This window comes from Rathayibacter sp. VKM Ac-2804 (assembly GCF_009866655.1).
In the GTDB taxonomy this organism is placed as follows: Bacteria; Actinomycetota; Actinomycetes; order Actinomycetales; family Microbacteriaceae; genus Rathayibacter.
The window spans coordinates 2,413,972-2,432,915 of sequence record NZ_CP047420.1 but is presented as its reverse complement, the minus strand read 5'-3'; the positions used below and the strand labels follow the sequence as shown (position 1 = coordinate 2,432,915).

Genomic DNA, 18,944 nt, shown 5'->3' with positions numbered 1-18,944 from the left:
CGCACTGATGCGGGTAACGGTTCCACCCTGGAAGCACCTCAGTCGGCGGCGAATGCCGACGGAGGTCGATCGGAGGAAAGTCGATGACGACCACTCACACCCTGTTCGATGACGCCGTAGAGCGCGTGCGTGGGGGTCACGCCGCGCAAGCGGAGGCCGCTGCGCTCCTCGCTCAGCTGACGGCGGAGGAGAAGCTGGGTCTTCTCGACGGCGACGACGACTTCTGGCCGGGCATGGGGGAGATGGCGCAGCGATACAACAGCGTCCCCATCGTCATGGGCCGGATCGATCGAATCGGCGTGCCGGGGCTCCGGTTCAGCGATGGGCCCCGCGGCGCGGTCATGGGTGCCTCGACCGCGTTCCCGGTCTCGATGGCTCGCGGAGCCACCTGGGATCTCGCGCTCGAGGAGCGGATCGGGATCGCCATCGGCGCGGAAGTCCGGGCCCAGGGCGGGAACTTCTTCGGAGGTGTCTGCATCAATCTGCCTCGCCACCCCGCGTGGGGGCGCGCGCAGGAGACGTACGGCGAGGACAGCTACGCGCTCGGTGAATTCGGCGCAGCTCTCACTCGCGGGGTCCGACACCACACCATGGCCGTGTCGAAGCACTTCGCGCTGAACTCGATGGAGAACGCTCGGTTCGTGGCGGACGTCACCGCCGATGACGCCGCCCTTCACGAGGTCTACCTCCCGCACTTCCGGCGCACGGTCGAGGAGGGCGTCGATGGGATCATGACCGCCTACAACAGCGTCAACGGCGAATGGGCGGGAGAGAACGAGGCCCTGATGGAGGGCGTTCTGCGGGAGAGGTGGGGCTTTCAGGGGGTCACCGTCTCGGACTTCATCTTCGGGCTTCGCGACGCCGCGAAGTCCCTGCACGCCGGTCTGGACGTCGAAGAGCCCTTCCGTCAGCAGCGGGCACACTCCCTGCCGGCCGACCTCGATGCCGGGCGGGCGTCCTGGGACGACGTCGAGCGCGCCGGGACGCGCATCCTCGCTACACAGCTCGCGTTCTTCGCGCGCGAGCTCGACGCAGAGCCGTCGATCGAGGTGGTCTTCTCGGATGAGCACCGAGCGCTGGCCCGTGAAGCCGCCGCCACTGCGGCAGTTCTTCTCAAGAACGATGACGTGGACGGCCGCCCGCTGCTGCCCCTGGACGCGGCTTCGCTGCGGCGCGTCTCGGTGATCGGTCGGCTGGCGGGGCTGGCCAACACCGGCGACGAGGGCTCCTCGAACGTCCGTTCTCCGCAGGTGGTCACGCCCCTGGACGGGATCCGCGCCGCTGTGCCAGGTGCGAGAGTCGACTTCGTGGAAGCCGATGATCCGGCGGCGGCCGCAGCCGCGTCCGCCGACGCCGATGTCGCGATCGTCGTCGTCGGCTACACCTCAGCCGATGAGGGCGAGTACCTCGGCGACCTCATGAACGACCCCTCTCTCCTCGCCCTCTTCCCCCCCGCCCCGGAAGGCGTCGACATGAGTGCCCTCATGACCGAGGCCAGCGGCACTGTGATGGGATCGGCGACGGGCGGCGATCGCCGATCCCTGCGCGTGCGCCCCATCGACGCGGACATCATCCGCGCGACTGCGACGGCGAATCCGCGCACCGTCGTGGTCGTCGTGACGGCAGGAGCCGTCATCACCGAGGAGTGGCGGGACGAGGTTCCGGCCGTCCTCATCGGCTGGTACAGCGGCACAGAGGGAGGGTCGGCCCTCACGGACGTCCTCCTCGGCCACCACGACGCCACCGGCCGACTGCCGTACTCCATCCCCGCCGATGAAGCTCACCTGCCCTTCTTCGACATCGACGCCACCGCGATCACCTACGACCGCTGGCATGGACAACGGCTCCTCGACCGCGACGGAAACCGCGCCGCGTTCCCCTTGGGATTCGGTCTGTCGTACACGACGTTCAGCATCGATCGCGTCACCGTGAGCGCCGTCGAACAGGAGCACTTCGACGCCACCGTCACCGTCACGAACACCGGTGATCGAGCCGGTCGCCACGTCGTGCAGCTCTACGCCCTCATCGACGCTCACGACTTCCCGCATCGCGTGCTCGTCGGGTTCGCCCCTGCGTGGATCGACGCCGGCGCAACGGCAACCATCACGATCAACGGCTCCACTCGCCCCACCCACCGGTGGACCGACGACGGTTTCGTCCCCGCCGCTTCGTCGGCGATCATCGAGGCCGCCGCCTTCTCCGGAGATGCGGCAGCCGCAACGACGACGATCGACCTGCTGTAAGAGGCGCTTCGTCGGGACGCGGATACCGTCATCGCCGCTGAGCTCGGAGGCGCCGCGGGCCCGTTCGCCACCGTCGTGGCGGGCGGTCCCGCGACCCTCACGATCCGCCCGGCTCCGGGCCTGGAGCCGTCGACCCGCGAGAGCTGACGTCAGTGCGCCGAGCCGGCCGATTGATGGGCGCCTTCAGGGCTTTGTGCAGAGGGGACGACTTCGAGGTGGCGCGTACGGTCAGCAGCTGTCTCCCGCAACCACCCACGCGACGTCGCTCGGTTCGAGAGCCGTGACCTCATCCGCCGTTGCAGCTCCGGCACCGCGGATCACGGTCAGTTGACCGAGGAACAAGTCGATGATCCGAGGGAGGTCGATGTGCACACTCGTCAGACGCGGTGCGACGAGCTGACCGAGCATCGTGTGGTCGACCCCGATCACGCCGACTCGGGAAGGCACCGGGAGCTCCAGCCTGCGTGCGGCAGCGATGACGGCGATGGCGACGTCGTCGTTGTAGGCGCACACGGCGACGGCGTCGTCTCCCGTCGTCTCGAGCGCTGAGCTGAGCGCCTGTGTGGCGGAGTCCTCATCGAGTTCCACCCTGATCACGACGGGGTCCGCCAACCCGTGAGCGGAGCACTCCGATCGGACGCCCTGGAGCCGGAAATCCCCGTAGGGGGCTGCTCGGGAGTCCTGCAGCTGGGCGTAGATCACGTGCCTCTTCCCGCGGAGGACGAGTTCACGCACCTGGAGGCGTCCGACGAAGACGTCGAGCTCGTCCGTCGCATCCTGCCCGGATTCGGGAATCGGTGGGAAGAGCCGACTGCCCGCGGACTCCAGGGTCCGCCCCTGCTCGGGTGTGAACACTCCGAAATCGATGATGACCATCGGTCGCAGGTCCAGGACCGAGGTGAGAGTCGCGGCCGTGTCGCGACCGGCGAACCGAACGACGACGCTCATCCCCAGAGTCGCCGACGCTTCAGTGATCTGATCGACCGCGTTCTGCAGATTCGGGCCGAAGGTGGCGCTGGGAATCGCGAGAACGATCATGTCGCTCACGCCGGTCGCGAGAGCGCGGCCGGCCCGAGAGGGGCGGTAGTTCAGCTCCGCCGCGGCGGCCGAGACGCGATCGCGCGTCTCCTGCGGGAAGCTCGCCACGTTCCCGTTGAGGATCTGACTCACCGTCGTCCGAGACAGCCCGGCGCGTCGGGCGACGTCCGAGCTCGTCGCTCGGCGAGCGGGAGTCGTCGGGGTCATTCCTGAAGTCTGACACAGCCCTGTTGACGGCCGAAGCGGACAGGCCTACTGTGGTGACGCGCGTTAGTGACGCGTGTTAGTAACGCGCGTCAGTCGCCGCTCGGCGTACTACGGGCGCTCGATATGACGAAGGAGTCATTCATGGCGAAAGATCCTCGACGGGTGCAGGGCGAGCAGATGCGTGCCGCCGTCGCTCTCAGCACGGAGGAGTCGGTCACCGCCGCCTTGTCGGCGGACGCTGTCGGCCAGGCGATCCGCGAGGACCGCTCAGGTGAGAAGCTGAAGCTGCGGGAGAAGCTCTCCTACGGAGTCGGCGACATCGGAGCAAATCTCGTCTTCGCGCCGGTGTCCGCTTTCCTGCTCTTCTACTTCACCGATACGGTCGGCATCGGCGCCGCGATCGCCGGAACGCTTCTCCTGTTCGGACGCGTGCTCGACGGCACACTCGACCTCATCATCGGCACTCTGGTCGACAAGACCTCGACCCGCTGGGGCAAGGCGCGGCCATGGATCCTCTTCAGCATGCCGGTGCTGGTGATCTCCTTCGTCCTGCTGTTCAACGTTCCCGCCGGACTGAACGAGACGGGCAAAGAGATCTACGCCTTCGTCTTCTACTTCCTCTGCCTCGGCGTCGGGTTCGTCAGCTCGAACCTCGCGTATCACACGCTGCTCTCCGTGATCACCTCCGACTCCCGAACCCGCGTGACTCTGACCGTCATCCGGACCTTCTGCGCGATCCTGACGACCCTCCTGGTGAACTCCTTGACCGTTCCTCTGCTGACCGCGTTCGGCGGCGGTCAGGGCGGGTGGACGGCAACGACGTTGATCTACGGCGGCATCGCTGCGATCACGCTGCTCATCGTGTTCGTCGGTACGAAGGAGCGCGTCACGAGCACTGTCACCACGACGGCCGGACCGAAGATGCCGCTGGGCAAGATGATCCGGATCCTGTTCCGCAACCCGTACTTCTTCCTGGTCTTCGGCTTCTTCCTCCTTCAGTTCATGGTCCAGGGCACCGCCAGCGTCGGAATCTACTTCGCCTCCGACGTCCTCGAGGACCCGAGCCTGTTCGGCCTCCTCAGCATCGCCGGACTCGCGCCCCTCCTGCTGGGCATGTGGTTCATGCCCGCGATCATCGGCCGCTTCGGCAAGCGCAAGCCCATCCTGTTCGGCACGAGCCTGACGGTCATCGGCGCGATCATCACGCTCGTCGACCCGTCGAACCTCACCCTCCTGATCGTCGGAAGCCTGATCCGAGCGGTCGGCGGTATCCCGACCGCCTCGGCCCTCTTCGCCCTCGTCGCCGACGTCGTCGACTACGGAGAGTGGAAGAGCGGCGTCCGTCTGGACGGGATGACCTATGCGGCCGCGACCGCCGGCCAGAACTTCGGCGCCGGACTGGGCACGGCCCTCGTCGGCTGGCTGCTCGCCTTCGGCATGTACGACGGCCTCGCGGATTCACAGCCGCAGTCGGCGCTCGACGTGGAGATCTTCCTCTACCTGTGGCTGCCGATGATCGTGGCGATCCTGATGGCCGTGATCATCTACTTCCTCGACATCGACAAGAACATGTCTCAGATGCAGCGCGACCTCGCCGAGCGGCGCGGAAGCGCCGCGGCCGTGGCCGAGTAGGGACCGGTGACGGCCTCGGAGAGCCGGCTGACGTGGGGTGTCGTCGGTACCGGCGACATCTCACGCTCCATCTGCTCCGACCTCGCACACCTCGATACCGCGCGCCTACTCTCGGTCTGCTCGCGGCGTACCTCGACCGCAGAGCAGTTCGCTGCGGAGACCGGAGCGGAACGGGTGCACGGACATCTCGACGAGATGCTCGCCGACGACGATCTCGACATCGTCTACATCGGTACCCCGCACGCGACACACCTGCCGATCGCGCTCGCGGCGCTGCGTGCCGGCAAGCACGTCCTGATCGAGAAGCCCCTCGGTGTGAGCGCCGACGAAGCACGCATCATCGCGGACACGGCGCGCCGGTCGGGTCGGTTCGCGATGGAGGCGATGTGGATGAAGTTCGCACCCGCCTACCGCAGTCTCCTAAACGCGGTTCGAGCGGGAGCGATCGGGCAGGTGCGCAGCATCCGAGCCTCGTTCGGGCTCCCGTTCGACACGGCGGACTCCGAGCGCTGGTCCGCAGCACGATCCAGCAGCACCCTGCTCGATCAAGGGATCTACCCGGTCACCCTCGCCCTCGACGTGCTCGGAGCCCCCTGGCGGATCCACGCAGACCATCTGCTGCGCGACGACGGCGTGGACCTCGCCAGCCGCGCGACCCTGGAATACGCCGGCGGACGACGTGCGGACCTCGCAGCGTCGATGACCGAGTACATCGATCCCAGCGCCTCCCTCAGCGGATCCCTCGGCTGGATCGACGTCCCTGCCCCGTTCTGGGTGACAACCCGCTTCACCGTCCACGCGGGGACCATCGCAGACGCATTCCGCTCGCCGAAGACGACCGCACTCGAACCAGAAGGCCACGGGTACGTGCCCATGCTGCGTGCCGTGACCGACGCCGTCCGACAAGGCCTCACCGAGCACCCACTGCACCCGCTGGAGGCGTCGATCCGGACCTTCGTCGCCCTCGACCGCATCCGATCCGCCGCGAACGCGACCCGCGCCGCCTGACTCCGCCTGCCACCGCGGGCTTCCCCCACCACCGCAACCCCGGGCGACCGCCCCGCACGAAGGAGAGACCATGACGACCACATCGTTCAACGACGGCTGGAGCGTCCGCGACAAGAAGAGCATCTTCGAGGCTCTTCAGAGCGCGACCGCCGACGCGGTGTCCGTTCGACTCCCGCACGACGCGCTGATCCACCGTGACCGCACCGACGCCCCGGGACGCACGTCGCACACAGGCTACTTCCCCAGCGCGGTCGTCGAGTACTCGACGACGCTCGATGTCCCGGAGGAGTACCGCGACAAGCGCGTCACCCTCGAGTTCCAGGGCGTCCACCGCGACGCGATGGTCTACGTGAACGAGGTGTTCGCTGCGCAGCGCCCGTTCGGGTACTCCACGTTCTACGTCGAGCTCGACGCGTTCCTGCACTACGGCGCCGCCAACACGATCCGCATCGAGGCCCGCACACACGAGGACTCCCGCTGGTACACCGGCGTCGGCATCCACCGCGACGTCCTGCTGCACGTCACCGAGCTCGTCCACGTCGCTCCCGAGGCCGGCGTACGGATTACGACCCCGGACATCGACCCCCGTCGGGCCGTCGTCGAGATCGCGACCACTGTTCGGAACCAGAGCACCGGCACCGCGCAGCGCTCGGTCTCCACCGTGCTGCGTGCCCCTGACGGGCGGACCGTCGCGACCGACACCGCACCGATCACCCTGCGCGCAGGCGCGACGTCCGTCGTCCGTCAGCGGCTTTACGTGCAGGCTCCGCAGCTGTGGGACGTCGACAGCCCCTTCCTGTACACGGCGGTCACCACCCTCGGCGACACCGGCACCGCGGTGGAGGAGCGCACGACCCGCTTCGGCATCCGGACCCTCCAGGTCGACCCGATGGAGGGCCTGCGCATCAACGGGACGACCGTCAAGCTGCGCGGTGCCTGCATCCACCACGACAACGGCGTTCTGGGAGCCGCCACCATCGGGCGTGCTGAGGAGCGCCGCGTGCAGCTGCTCAAGGACGCCGGGTTCAACGCGATCCGCAGCTCGCACAACCCGCTCAGTCAAGTGATGCTCGACGCCTGCGACCGCCACGGGATGCTCGTGATGGACGAGACGTTCGACATGTGGACGATCGGCAAGTCCGCCTTCGACTACTCCCTCTCCTTCCCCGAGTGGTGGGAGCGCGACGTCGAAGCGCTCGTCGCGAAGGACTTCAACCACCCGTCGGTGATCTTCTACTCCATCGGCAACGAGATCCCCGAGACCGGGAACCCGCTGGGCACCGACTGGGGCCGGCGGATCGCCGAGAAGATCCGCTCGCTCGACGAGACCCGCTACATCACGAACAGCATCAACGGGTTCGTCTCCGTCCTCCCGGAGGTCGCCGCCCTCATGAGCGCCCAGGCCGACGGCGGCGCGCCGGCCGGCGTGAACGCCGCAAGCGATTTCATGGGCATGATCAACGCCTCAGACCTCGTCACGGAGAAGACCGCGGAGTCCTTCGCCGCCGTTGACGTCGCCGGCCTTAACTACGGCGACTCCCGCTACGTCGGCGACCGCGAAGCGTTCCCCAACCGCATCATCGTCGGCACCGAGACGTTCCCCACGAACATCGACGTCAACTGGCGGCTCGTCGAGGAGAACCCGCACGTCATCGGAGACTTCACCTGGACCGGCTGGGACTACCTCGGAGAAGCCGGCATCGGACGAGTGCAGCACCTCTCGGACGACGAGGCGCCGCTGTTCGCGGCCCCCTACCCCTGGCTCGCAGCCTGGTGCGGCGACCTCGACATCACCGGACACCGCCGGCCTGCCTCCTACTACCGCGAGACGGTCTTCGGTCTGCGCCACGAGCCCTACATCGTTGTCCACCGCCCCGAGCACCACGGCGCCACCCGGCACTCGAGCCCGTGGACCTGGTCTGACAGCATCGCCAGCTGGAGCTGGGACGTCGCCGTCGGCTCACCCATCACCGTCGAGGTCTACAGCGACGCCGACGAAGTCGAGCTGCTCCTCAACGGCGACAGCATCGGGCGCGCACCCGCCGGACGCGACAATCGCTACCGCGCCACCTTCGAGACGCAGTACGCACCCGGCGAGCTCACCGCGGTCGCTGTCACCGGCGGCGCCGAAGTCAGCCGCACGAGCCTCCCCACCGCCTCCTCGGACCTGCGGATGAAGGTGAACGCGGACCGCGACCAGCTCGTCGACGACTCCTCCGACCTCAGCTTCATCACCATCGAGCTGCACGACGACAAGGGGACCCTCGTGACCTGCGATGACCGCCTCATCACGGTCAACGTCAGCGGGGCAGGAATTCTCCAGGGTCTGGGCAGCGCGCGTCCCGACACGACGGAGAAGTTCGACGCCCGGGAGTTCACCACCTTCGACGGGCGCCTTCTCGCCGTCATCCGCCCCACCGGCGCAGGACGCATCACCGTCGACGTGACAGCCAACGGTCTCGACCGTGTGCAGGTGACGCTGGACGTGCTCAGCGAGTCCCGGACGACGCCGTCCGATGCGGCGCGCCCCACCGTTCTCTGAGATGTGACCTCACTGATGAGCGGACGCGGCTGCGCTCGCCATCGGTGAGGTGGTTAATGTGCGTTCCCGGTCGTTCGAGTGTCCCGTCAGGGGATCGCTCACCGGACGCGTCAGGAAGTGGCAGTAGCGAAGGGAAGGATCTTGGCGTGCTCGCCGTCCTCGTCGTACCAGACGAACTCCGCGCACGTGATGAGCTCAGCCGGACTGGGGGAGAGGTCTCGTCTGGTCTGGGCGTGGGCGGTCTGCCACTGCTGCTCGTCCAGCGAGCGGGCGTAGATCAGTGAGAGGTGGAACACCCATTCCTCGAGCGGAAGATCCCCGATCCGGTAGAGGTCGGTCAGGTCGAGGACACCGGTCAGGTTCGCGTAGGCGGTGACGAGTGAAGGGGTGCGCTCGAGTCGAGCGAGGAGGACCTGGAACGGCGGAGGGAACCCGTCGACTGCGACCACTTGCAGGTCGATCGGAGACTGGTTCTCCGCCCACGCGGCGAGAGCGTCACAAAGGAGAGTCACGCGGTCGGGCTCGTAGAAACCCCGCAGGGTGACGTGGCCAGTGTTGGGCCAGGAGAGACCATCGGGCAGCCGCTGTTGGAGAGCCGCCTGCTCCTCGTCGTAGAAGGTGGCGACGTCGGCGACAGGTCGGAGAACGAGATACTGCTGGCCGCGTAGCGACTTCAGCAGCTCGGGGTCGGTCATGAAGGGGCGGGTCATGTGGAGCTCCGGTCGTCAACGAGTTGTCCAGACCGTAGCCCCATCGAGGGTCAGCGGTATGAGTGTTACGCACCCACCCCTGGCCACGAAGGGACTCGCGCTGAGCGGCCCGTATGGGGATGGCCATTTCGTCGGTTCAGGCGCGGGAGAGCGTGATGCCGGCTTCGAGGAGCTGCGCGCGGCGGGTGGAAGTCGTCCAGGACCTCTCGGTCCACTCGGGACCGTGGAGGGAGTCTCCGCTGTAGAGCAGATGCCCGTGCTGGACTCCGTGGAAGCGGCTCACAGCGGCTAAGGAGGCGGCCTCCATCTCGACGGCGACGCAGCCCTCCGCGCGTCTGCGCTCGATCCGCGTCCGTGTCTCCCGGAAGTCGGCGTCCGTCGTCCACGTGGTCCCGAGCGAGGAGGGTACGCCGAGCGCGGCCAGGCCGGCGGTGAGGCGCTGCGTCTCGGCCGTATCGAAGTGGACGACGCGACTCGGCGGGAGGTAGTGGAACGAGGTGCCCTCATCGCGCACTGCCGTCTCGACCACCATCACGTCACCTTGACCGAACGACTCGACCAGTGACCCGGCGCCGCCCACGGCGATGAACCGTCGTGCGCCGCTCGCGATCGCCTGTTCCAGTGAGTGCGCGCTGAGCGGCCCGCCCACACCGGGGTGGAACACCGCGACGGCGCGATCCGGTGTGGCGTAGATCGGCCGTCCTCCCATCTCGTCGCTGAACTGGCCGATACGGACCAGCCCTCCGGCGTCCTGGAGCTCTCGGGCTGCTTCCGCGAAGAAGCAGACCACGGCGGCCGGCGGGAATGTGCCCTCGACCACGAGTGGCCGGGGTTGCAGCATTCCTTCCTCGTGTCCGTCGAATTCCTCTAGCGGGAGGCCCGGCCTGTCATCCATCCGGCCGGCTCCTAGGTCGTCTTGCGGGCAGCGACCGAGAACATCAGCGGTAGCCGCTCACGCCCGTCGGGCAGCACGAAGCCCTCGGGCGTCGGCGTCAGGGTGGGGAGTGACTTCCACGGGATCGTGGTGTGTTCCTCGAAGGAGAGGATCGTGAGTCCGGCGCGCAGCAGTGCCCCGAGGATCTCGGAGAGGGAGTGCGGCCACTGGAAGGTGGTGACGTGCTCCTCGATGATGGTGTCGCTCGCGTAGGTCACTCCGTCATCGAAGCGCTGCGGCTCTCCGGTGGAGAAGTAGGGCTCAGTGACCACGAGGAGGTCGTCGTCGCGCTCGTGGGCGAGAGCGTTCATCATCGGGTGCCCCTCGCGGATGAAGAACAGGCCGCCCGGGCGCAGGAGAGTGTGGATCGTGCGGGCCCAGGCGTCGAGGTCGGAGAGCCAGGCGAGAACGCCCACGCTCGTGAACACGACGTCGAACTCCCGACCGAGCACCGCCGGCGCATCGTCGTTGAGGGTCTGCACGAACTCCGCGTCGAGCCCGGCACGCGCGGCGAGCTCGCGGGCGGCGGTGATCGCCTCTCCGGAGAAATCGGTCCCGGTCACGCTGGCGCCGAGTCGGGCCCAGCTCAGCGAGTCGGTCCCGATGTGGCACTGCAGGTGCACGAGGTCCGGGCCCTCGACCGACCCGCCGGGCAGATGCGGCGCCATGAGCGCCAGGTCTCCCATGACCCAGTTCGCGGACGGGTCGTCCGCGAAGGCTTCGGCGCCGTAGGCGAGTAGGTGGTCGGAGACGCGCGCGTCCCAGTTCGCGCGGTTCGCTTCCACGAATTCGTCGGTCATCATCGGCTCCCGTGTCGGTGGACAAAGCCCGCCAGAGTCCCAGGCGAGATGCCGAGCGTCAAGGAGAGATTTCGATCTCTCGCTCGAGACCGTGAGAGCTGCTTAGCTCGGGGAACTGACCGGAGAGGGGTGGCATGACGAGTTCGATCGAGTCCTGCGTCTTCTGCGCGATCGTCGCCGGCGGTTCTCGGGAGCAGGTCTTCCAAGAGAACGAGCATGTGATCGCCTTCCTGGATATCGCCCCCGCTGCGCCTGGGCACGCTCTCGTCGTGCCGAGGGAGCACGCGGCTAACGTCCTCAGCATCTCCGCCGACGGCTTCGCCTCAGTCGCCCGGGGCGTGCACGCAGTCGCCGCGCTACTGAACGAGGAGCTGCGGCCGGAGGGGCAGACGATCCTGCAGAGCAACGGAGCTGCAGCGTGGCAGGACGTGGATCACCTGCACTTCCATGTCATCCCGCGCTTCGCGGCCGACGCGCTCGTGCCACCGTGGACGAGCTCGCCATTCGGTGCAGCCGAGAGCATCCCAACGCTGACGGATGCGCTCCGCCGACGCGCCACCCGTCAGTAGCCGGCGGCCATCGCTCGCATGTGGACGCACAGTGCGTGGGCGGAGGTGGGTCCCGTTTGGGGATTAGTGACGGGGCTGCTCGTCGGGATGTCCCGGTCGGGAGAGGGCGAGCGAATCTGAGCGAGTGGTCAGGGGCAGCGGTAGCCCTTAATCAGTTCGGTGGCCGTGAAGCGGGCGCCGTCGGTCATGGCTTGGAGGCTGGGGCAGATGTCGTGGTGGTGAGTCGTCGGTTGCGGGACGCAGCCGTAGTCCTGGTCTGGTTGGTCGAGGATGCGTAGTTCGCCGGTTGCTCCGGGTGCCAGCCGCAAATCGGACCAGGAGCACGACCAGTCGATGGCGGCTTCGGTGTCGTTGGTGACGCTGACGTAGTGGGAAGGCCCGTGGACTCCGAAGGCCAGGTCACTGATCCAGAAGACTGCGCCAGCCAGCACACCCAGAATCGCGAGGAACGGCAACGCCCGGAGAAGTCGCTGCCGCAGCGTCATGTGACTGCGCCGTGCCTGCGTGTCGCTGCTCACTGCTGTTCGCCCCTCCGATGTAAGCGTTGCGCTCGTCGCGCGAAGAACACGAGCCCCCAGATCGCGAGGGCGACCCAGACGAGAGACAGCGGATGCCCGAGGAAGACGGAGGCGAGGAATGCGAGTCCCATAACTGCGCAGACAGCTGCGTACACGACGCAGATCCACACCTTGGGGAAGTAGTCGGTCACGCCTGCACCCTAGTGCGAGTGCTCTTACCCGAGGAAGGACAGCGCCGACAGGCCCATGAACGGCACCATCACGAGAAAGCAGATGGCGGCGTAATGCCAGAAGCCGTAAAACGAGTCGCGCCCGCCGACGAGGCGACTGAACAGCCCGGTCATGAGCGGCGGGAGTAGGAACAGCAGCAGCCACGGCGCCAGAACCAGAGAGCTCGGCGGCGTCCAGTCCGGGTAGTCATCACGATCGAGGGGCGGGAGTCGTGCGAAGAAGAACGCGGCGGTGAGGGCGATGGCTGGCAAGACGGACAGGCAGGTGAGAGCGACTGCCGTAAACCGTGCACCGTCCCGGCGGGCAAATCGACCGTCGTCTAAGTCGATCGGTGCTTCGGCGTCCTCATCCCAGCCTGGGCTGCTGAACCGAATCCGTGCCATGAAGCGATCATGCCTCCTCCTGATCGCGATGGCTGGTCAAGAGGCGCCCCACCCGATGCGCAGCGTTCCGGAAGGGGGTGGTTCACCGGACGCTTCCGAGGCGTCGAGAGACGTTGTCAGTTCTCGAGGTCCTCTGCACAACTCTTCGCGCCGCCTCGGCACTCGTGCAGACGACCGTGAACATTTAGATGCTCGAAGTCGCCTGCACAACCGGCGAAGGGTTCATCGCTGTGGCGAGGGCTGTGGGCTAGACCGCTGCGTCTTCGCGGGCGGCGTGGGCCTGCTGGTGGCGGTAGAGCGTCGCGCGACTCCACCCGACGAGACGAGCAGCGTCCTCAGCGGTGCGGCCACGGGCGCGAGCGTCCGCGGCGATCGCGAGCTTGTCCGCGATCACGACCGGATCCGACAGAGGCCGACCGAACCGGGTGCCGTTCGCGCGGGCGGCGGCGATGCCGGCGTTGACACGTTCCACGATGAGTTCTCGCTCGTACTCCGCGAGCGTGGCGAGCATGTTCAACATCAGCCGGCCCGTCGATGTCGACGGATCGATGCCGTCCGAGATCGAGCGGACCTGCACACCCCGCTCGCGCAACAGGTTCACCGTGTTGAGCACGTCGATCAGGGAGCGGCCGAGCCGGTCGACTCGCCAGACGACGACGGTGTCGCCGTCCTCGGCGTACTCGAGGAGCTTCTTCATCCCGGTCCGCTCGATCGCGGTCTTGCTCCCCGAGGTGACGTCCGCGAAGACGTCGCGATTCTGCACGCCGGCGGCGACGAGCGCGTCGAGCTGCAGCTGCGCGTCCTGACTCGACGTACTCACACGCGTATAACCCAGAAGCCTCACGACCTCATTCTGACTCGGAAACACCCTCCGCGTCCCCTCCTGAGACGAAACGCGACAAGACGTCTTTCCGAGACAGCCGACGTCCCGATAATTCAGATCCGTTGAACGTGGCGCGACCGCCGGAAGGCACGTCTCAAAAAGCTACTGTTTCTCGAGGTGGAAGGAGGAGCTCCCCCTTCCGAGGTGGTCCATCTCGAAGCGGTCGACCAAAGTGATTGCGCCCTTGCGGACGAGGCCGTGCACGACTTCGCCGAGCCTGCCTCGCTCCTCGGGTCGGCGCCGTCGCTGAGTAGGATCTGTCGTCAGCCCTCTAGAACGGCTAGAGCACGGTCCACATCGCCCTCAGTGTTGAAGTAGTGGAACGACACGCGGAGGCGACCCGGCGAGGCAGCGGCGCGCACGTATTCGCGAGCAAACTTCGCTTCGAAATCGCTACCTGAGTCGTAGGCGACGACGACGTGGCTTTGCTGCTCAACAGGGGGGAGAGACAGGCCAAGGTTCTCGGCGCCATGTGCGAACCGACTGGCAAGTCCGGTGACTCTCGCCTCGCTCCGGCTCGGGCTCACTCTCTGAAGAACCTCGAGTGCGGAGATGGCGCCGATCCAGGAGAACCAGGCGGGAGACGTGTCTGCTCGACGGGCCGAGGCGGGGAGGTCGAGGTTGTCACCGAAGTATCCGTGTGGCGGTTCTGATGATTTCCAGCCACGCAGAACGGGCTGGAGTGAGGCGATGCGGTCTGGGCGGATGTGGAGCCAGGCCGCTCCGCGTGGGGCGAGCATGTATTTGTAGCCGTGCACGGCAACGTAGTCAGCATCGATACGGAAGGCATCTGTGTCGAGTACGCCAAGCGTCTGCGTGACGTCGACGAAAAGACGCGCGTCGTGAGCGGCAGTGGCTGCGCGCAGCCTGCTGAGGTCGAGGCGGTTGCCGTTCGAGGTGAGGACCTCACTGACGGCAAGAAGGGCTGTGTCGGCGTCGATGTGCCGTTCGAGATCGGCGGTTGTCACTACTCCATTGGTCGCGTCCACGCGCCGGAGTGGGTTCCGGTCTGGATCAAGATCGGTGAACGGCCAGAGCATCGATCGGTACTCCTCGTTGGAGACCACGACATCGCCGGGTGGAAGCGAGGCGCTGATGGATGCGGCGGCTTCCGTCACGGACCCCAGTACGGCGACGGTGCTCTCGGGGACGCCAACGTAGGCGGCGAAGGCGCTGCGCGCTCGCTCCTGTGTTTCATCCCACTCCAGCCAGGTGAAATCCCCCGTGAGCCAGTCGTCGAGCGCACCGCGCAATGACTCCACAACGGGCGCGCATCCCGGAGCGGATCCGGAGGTGTCGAGCCAGATCTGGTTACGGAGGGCTGGGAACAGCTCGCGGAACTGTGCGGAATCGAGGGAGCCTCTCACTGCGCCCTGGGCACGGCTACCCAGCCTTCCATCTCGATGCGTAAGGTCGGCGCGGCGAGGGCCGCGACGATGGCGAGCGAGTGGCCGGGGTAGGTGCCGTTCGGGTACCAGAGGGAGTAGACCTCGTCGCGGGCGCGGGCGAAGCCAGCCATGGCGTCGTCACCCGTGACGAATGTCAGCAGTCGGACGATATCCGCGGGTGTGGCGTCGAGTTCGAGGAGGAGCTCTGCGATGTTGTCGAAGACAGCGTGAGTTTGAGCTTCGATTCCGTCGGCGAGAACTCCGTTGCGATCGACCCCGACCTGTCCGGAGATGAAGATGAGGTCCCTGTCGGATGGGACGCGTACGAGATGCGAGTACTTCCCTATGGGTGGGGCGATGCGCTCCGGGGAAGAGGTGAGTATGGCTGTCATGGGAGCTCCCTGGTTGTGAGGTGGGCGGTCAACGGTGAGCGAGGACGCCGCCGTCGACGGGTAGGACCTGGCCGGTGATGAACGCAGCCGAGGGGCCGCCGAGGAAGAGGATTGCGGCGGCGACTTCGTGGGGGGTTCCGAATCGGTTGAGTAGTACCCGATCGAGCATGCGTGTCTGGTAGGCGGGGTCGGACGTCGCCGCCTGTCCCATGGGTGTCGCGATCGGGCCGGGGGCGACAGCGTTGACACGGATTCCGTGGGGAGCGAGAGTCACTGCCAGCCCCCGGGTGAGGGACGAGACGGCACCTTTCGTCGCTGAGTAGCCGAGGTTCTCGGCCGTTGATTCAAATGCGGCCACGGAGGAGACGTTCACGATCGCGCCGCCGCCATTCGACTGCATGATGTCGGCGATGCTGGTGGAGGCCAGCAAGGTCCCCCGGACGTTCACCGACCACATCAGATCGAAGTCGGCGATGCCCTCACCTAACACGTCCTCTGCTCGGTAAAGACCGGCGCTGTTGACGAGGAGATGAGGGGCACCGTGCCGGGACACGGCCTCGGCAACGCCGGCTCGGACGCTCGCTTCTGAAGAGACGTCGCAGGTCACGGAGTGGTAGCGCGGGTGGTTATGGGGTGAGGTGTCCAGGTCGAGACCGACGACCCGGTAGCCGGCATCGAGGAGGATGCCTACTGTGGCCGCTCCGATCCCACTACTCGAACCGGTAACGACCGCTGCGAGAGAGGTCATGACGCGAGCTCGACCTGGTCCTCGGCGCTCCAGCACACCGCTACCGCGTCGCCGGAGTGGAAGGGGCTGTACGCACCCCTCGCCTCACGGGCGGTCCCGGTGAATCCGTCGTCGGTCCGGAATCCGACCTTGCGGAAAGCTCCCTGATAGACGACGTCAGTCACCTTCGCATGCAGTGCGTTGGTGTTGACGGGTGCCGAGTCCCGTCCCGTCACCTGGATGCGCTCGGGTCGGACAAGAACCGATGCTTGCGGTCGACGGCCCTGCTCCAACCGGGGGTGCGCGCCGTCGTGGAACAGGATGTTGGAGTCTCCAACGAAACGGGCGACGAAGATCGTCGCTGGCCGTTCGTAGAGTTCGTCGGGCGTCCCGCACTGGGCGATCCGACCGTTCTCGTAGACGGCGATCCGGTCGGACAGCGCCAAGGCCTCCTCCTGATCGTGGGTGACAAAGAGGACCGTCGTCCCCGTTTCCCGATGGATGCGCGCGATCTCGACCTGGAGCTGCTCGCGAAGTTTCTTATCGAGCGCTCCGAGCGGCTCGTCCATGAGCAGTGCCGGTGGGCCGAACACCAGCGCCCGGGCCAGCGCGACGCGCTGCTGCTGCCCCCCCGACAGTTCGCGGGGGTAGCGCCGCCCCAGGCCCGCGAGTCCGACCACTTCGAGCATGCGGCCGACCTCGCGGGTTGTGTCCTCCTTCGACCAGCGGCGCTCACGCAGGGGGAACGCGACATTCTCAGCAGCAGTGAGGTGCGGGAAGAGAGCGTAGTTCTGGAACACCATCCCGAGCCCGCGCTTGTGCGAGGGGATCGACAGAACGTCCTGCCCGCCGATCTCCACCCGACCTGCGGTGGCCGTCTCGAAACCGGCGACGATGCTCAGCGTGGTGGACTTCCCGGAACCACTCGGGCCGAGGAGCGTGATGAACTCGCCCGCTGCGACATCGAGGGAGATGTCGTCGACCGCCGGTCCTGGCGCTCCCGGGTACTGCTTGCTGAGGTGGTCGATGGTGATCGCTGCGCTCGTCGTGTGGCTGGTCATGATGCTCTCCTTCGGAGGAGTTGAGGACCGAGGATGGCCGCGGTCGTCACGATCATCACGATCGTGGATGCGGCGGCAACGGTGGGGTCGATGTTGGCGGTGACGCTCGTGTACAGCTGCACGGGCAGAGTCCGGAGCGTGGGCGACTGCAGGTAGATCGCGATGATGACCTCGTCGAGCGAGGTGACGAACGCGAACAGTGCGCCGGACACGATTCCGGGTGCGAGGAGCGGCAAGGTGACCCGGAGGAAGACACGCCAGGCTGGAGCGCCGAGCGTCGCGGCGGCCTGAGCGAGGCGGCGGTCGATGCCAGAGAGGGCCGCGGAGACGGTGATGAATACGAACGGGATGGCGATGACGGTGTGGGCCAGCACGAAGCCCTGCACTGTGCCGACCAGCCGCCAGGACAGGAAAACGGAGTACAGGCCGACTGCGATCACCACGTGCGGAACGAGCATCGGCGCGACGATGACAGCGCTAGCGAACGATCGCGCGCGCGGACCGAGGGTAGGAACACACAATGCGGCCAGAGTCCCGATCATGGTGGCGGTCACGGCTACGAGCGCGGCGATGGTCAAAGAGTCCATCAGCGAACCGGTCCATCGCGGGTCCGTGAAGAACTTGGTGTAGTAGTCGAGGGACCAGCCAGCCGGGAGCAGCCGGAAGCTGTCACGGTCCGAGAACCCGATGGGGATCACGACGAGCGTGGGGACGATGAGCCATGCGGCTACCACGACGCCGATGATGCTCAGCCACAGGGGCGGGCGGCGCGTCATCGGGTTCCTCCGCTTACGCCGGCGACCGCCGTGGATCGTCCGCCGAACAGGGAGGCGATTGTCAGGACGAGGGTTGCGAGCACCAGGAGTGTGACTGCCAGCGCGCTCGCTGACGGAAGATCGAGGTTCTGCTGCACGAGCTGCGTGATGAGTTGCGGAACCATTTGTTCACGGGGCGAGCCGAGGAGCGCCGGGGTGATGTAGAACCCGAGCGAGAGGATGAACACCATCATGCAGCCGGCGATGACGCCGGGGCGCGACAGGGGGAGATAGACCCGCAGGAACGCCCGGGCTGGGGGAGCCCCGAGACTGCGCGCTGCGCTCAGCAGTGAACGGTCGATTCCGCGGAGGGTGTTGAACAGGGGTAGCGCCATGAAGGGGAGGAGGACCTGAGTCATGGCGATCGTGACCGCGAGCGGGGTGCCGAGGATCGTGACGGACCCCAGGCCGACGGAGCGGGCGAATGAGTCGATCGGCCCGTTCGCCTGGAAGAGGACGAGCCACGCGAACGAGCGCACGACCGCGCTCGTCCAGAACGGGAGGAGCACGACTGCGACCATCACGGCGCGGACGCGGTCCGAGACGATCGTCATCAGGTAAGCGAATGGGTACGCGATGACGAGGGTGACGGCCGTGACGACGAGAGCGTTCTGGAAAGTGCGTCCAATGACCCGCAGACTGTACCCGTCGGACGCCATCTCAACGTAGTTCTGTAAACCCCAGGTGGGCGTGGAGAAGCTGGTGATCAGCATTCGACCCACAGGGTAAATCAGGATGACGCCAATGAAGGCGAGCGGCAGAAGAACCGCGAGTGTGCGGAGCCGAGAGGAACCGGCGGGGCGAGCAGATCGGATCGAGGGTACTGACATCAGTACGGTCCTCCCGGGGTCGGTGCGGCGAGG

The 18,944-nt window shown here is 66.8% G+C and carries 19 protein-coding genes; 5 read left to right on the top strand and 14 right to left on the bottom strand.

Translation table 11 applies throughout. The features are described 5' to 3' along the window. Positions 1–83: 83 nt before the first annotated feature. Positions 84–2,243 (top strand): glycoside hydrolase family 3 C-terminal domain-containing protein, encoded by a 2,160-nt coding sequence (locus tag GTU73_RS11465; RefSeq protein WP_160089587.1) that lies wholly within the window; start codon positions 84–86, stop codon positions 2,241–2,243. A 228-nt stretch (positions 2,244–2,471) separates the two neighbouring features. Here the strand turns inward: GTU73_RS11465 and GTU73_RS11460 are convergent, their stop codons facing one another. Then, positions 2,472–3,488 (bottom strand): LacI family DNA-binding transcriptional regulator, encoded by a 1,017-nt coding sequence (locus GTU73_RS11460; protein WP_160089585.1) that lies wholly within the window; start codon positions 3,486–3,488, stop codon positions 2,472–2,474. Positions 3,489–3,629: 141 nt separating this feature from the next. Here GTU73_RS11460 and GTU73_RS11455 point away from each other — a divergent pair, with 141 nt between their 5' ends. The 3 genes from GTU73_RS11455 (at position 3,630) to GTU73_RS11445 (ending at position 8,670) form a co-directional block, all read left to right on the top strand. After that, the gene (locus GTU73_RS11455; RefSeq protein ID WP_160089583.1) at positions 3,630–5,120 is read left to right on the top strand and encodes a glycoside-pentoside-hexuronide (GPH):cation symporter; all 1,491 of its coding nucleotides are present in this window, start codon (positions 3,630–3,632) and stop codon (positions 5,118–5,120) included. Positions 5,121–5,126: 6 nt separating this feature from the next. Further along, on the top strand, positions 5,127–6,128 hold the full coding sequence (locus tag GTU73_RS11450) for a Gfo/Idh/MocA family oxidoreductase (protein ID WP_160089581.1): 1,002 nt from the start codon (positions 5,127–5,129) through the stop codon (positions 6,126–6,128). A gap of 70 nt (positions 6,129–6,198) precedes the next feature. Further along, a complete protein-coding gene (locus GTU73_RS11445; RefSeq protein ID WP_160089579.1) occupies positions 6,199–8,670 on the top strand; it encodes a glycoside hydrolase family 2 TIM barrel-domain containing protein in 2,472 nt (823 codons plus the stop codon). Between the two features lie 110 nt (positions 8,671–8,780). On the opposite strand, the gene GTU73_RS11440 is transcribed toward GTU73_RS11445, so the two are convergent. From GTU73_RS11440 to GTU73_RS11430, 3 genes are all read right to left on the bottom strand, one after another. Next, positions 8,781–9,380 carry a 2'-5' RNA ligase family protein gene (locus tag GTU73_RS11440; RefSeq protein WP_244231615.1) on the bottom strand — a complete coding sequence of 200 codons (600 nt, stop codon included), beginning with the start codon at positions 9,378–9,380 and terminating at the stop codon, positions 8,781–8,783. Between the two features lie 136 nt (positions 9,381–9,516). Further along, positions 9,517–10,275, bottom strand: a complete 759-nt coding sequence (locus GTU73_RS11435) for a nucleoside phosphorylase (protein WP_160089577.1) — start codon at positions 10,273–10,275, stop codon at positions 9,517–9,519. Between the two features lie 11 nt (positions 10,276–10,286). Next, entirely contained in the window at positions 10,287–11,117 is an 831-nt protein-coding gene (locus tag GTU73_RS11430; RefSeq protein WP_160089575.1) for a class I SAM-dependent methyltransferase, read from the bottom strand. 131 nt (positions 11,118–11,248) lie between these two features. Between GTU73_RS11430 and GTU73_RS11425 the strand changes: the two genes are divergently transcribed. After that, positions 11,249–11,683: an HIT domain-containing protein gene (locus tag GTU73_RS11425; protein ID WP_160089573.1), complete on the top strand. Its 435-nt coding sequence runs from the start codon at positions 11,249–11,251 to the stop codon at positions 11,681–11,683. A gap of 128 nt (positions 11,684–11,811) precedes the next feature. Here the strand turns inward: GTU73_RS11425 and GTU73_RS11420 are convergent, their stop codons facing one another. From GTU73_RS11420 to GTU73_RS11375, 10 genes are all read right to left on the bottom strand, one after another. Then, positions 11,812–12,201 (bottom strand): hypothetical protein, encoded by a 390-nt coding sequence (locus tag GTU73_RS11420; RefSeq protein WP_160089571.1) that lies wholly within the window; start codon positions 12,199–12,201, stop codon positions 11,812–11,814. Beyond that, positions 12,198–12,392, bottom strand: a complete 195-nt coding sequence (locus GTU73_RS11415; RefSeq protein ID WP_160089569.1) for a hypothetical protein — start codon at positions 12,390–12,392, stop codon at positions 12,198–12,200. Before GTU73_RS11415 ends, GTU73_RS11420 begins: the two co-directional genes overlap by 4 nt. 24 nt (positions 12,393–12,416) lie before the next feature. Further along, entirely contained in the window at positions 12,417–12,815 is a 399-nt protein-coding gene (locus GTU73_RS11410; protein ID WP_160089567.1) for a hypothetical protein, read from the bottom strand. A 247-nt stretch (positions 12,816–13,062) separates the two neighbouring features. Continuing rightward, entirely contained in the window at positions 13,063–13,659 is a 597-nt protein-coding gene (locus tag GTU73_RS11405) for a recombinase family protein (protein ID WP_160089565.1), read from the bottom strand. Between the two features lie 302 nt (positions 13,660–13,961). Further along, positions 13,962–15,065 (bottom strand): aminotransferase class V-fold PLP-dependent enzyme, encoded by a 1,104-nt coding sequence (locus GTU73_RS11400; protein WP_160089563.1) that lies wholly within the window; start codon positions 15,063–15,065, stop codon positions 13,962–13,964. Next, on the bottom strand, positions 15,062–15,478 hold the full coding sequence (locus GTU73_RS11395; protein WP_160089561.1) for a RidA family protein: 417 nt from the start codon (positions 15,476–15,478) through the stop codon (positions 15,062–15,064). The genes GTU73_RS11400 and GTU73_RS11395 overlap by 4 nt, the downstream gene beginning before the upstream one ends. 28 nt (positions 15,479–15,506) lie before the next feature. Then, positions 15,507–16,226: an SDR family oxidoreductase gene (locus tag GTU73_RS11390; protein ID WP_160089559.1), complete on the bottom strand. Its 720-nt coding sequence runs from the start codon at positions 16,224–16,226 to the stop codon at positions 15,507–15,509. Further along, a complete protein-coding gene (locus GTU73_RS11385; protein WP_160089557.1) occupies positions 16,223–17,266 on the bottom strand; it encodes an ABC transporter ATP-binding protein in 1,044 nt (347 codons plus the stop codon). Before GTU73_RS11385 ends, GTU73_RS11390 begins: the two co-directional genes overlap by 4 nt. After that, entirely contained in the window at positions 17,263–18,042 is a 780-nt protein-coding gene (locus GTU73_RS11380) for an ABC transporter permease (protein WP_160089555.1), read from the bottom strand. The genes GTU73_RS11385 and GTU73_RS11380 overlap by 4 nt, the downstream gene beginning before the upstream one ends. Further along, positions 18,039–18,794 (bottom strand): ABC transporter permease, encoded by a 756-nt coding sequence (locus GTU73_RS11375; protein ID WP_208543659.1) that lies wholly within the window; start codon positions 18,792–18,794, stop codon positions 18,039–18,041. Before GTU73_RS11375 ends, GTU73_RS11380 begins: the two co-directional genes overlap by 4 nt. Between the last annotated feature and the right edge of the window lie 150 nt (positions 18,795–18,944).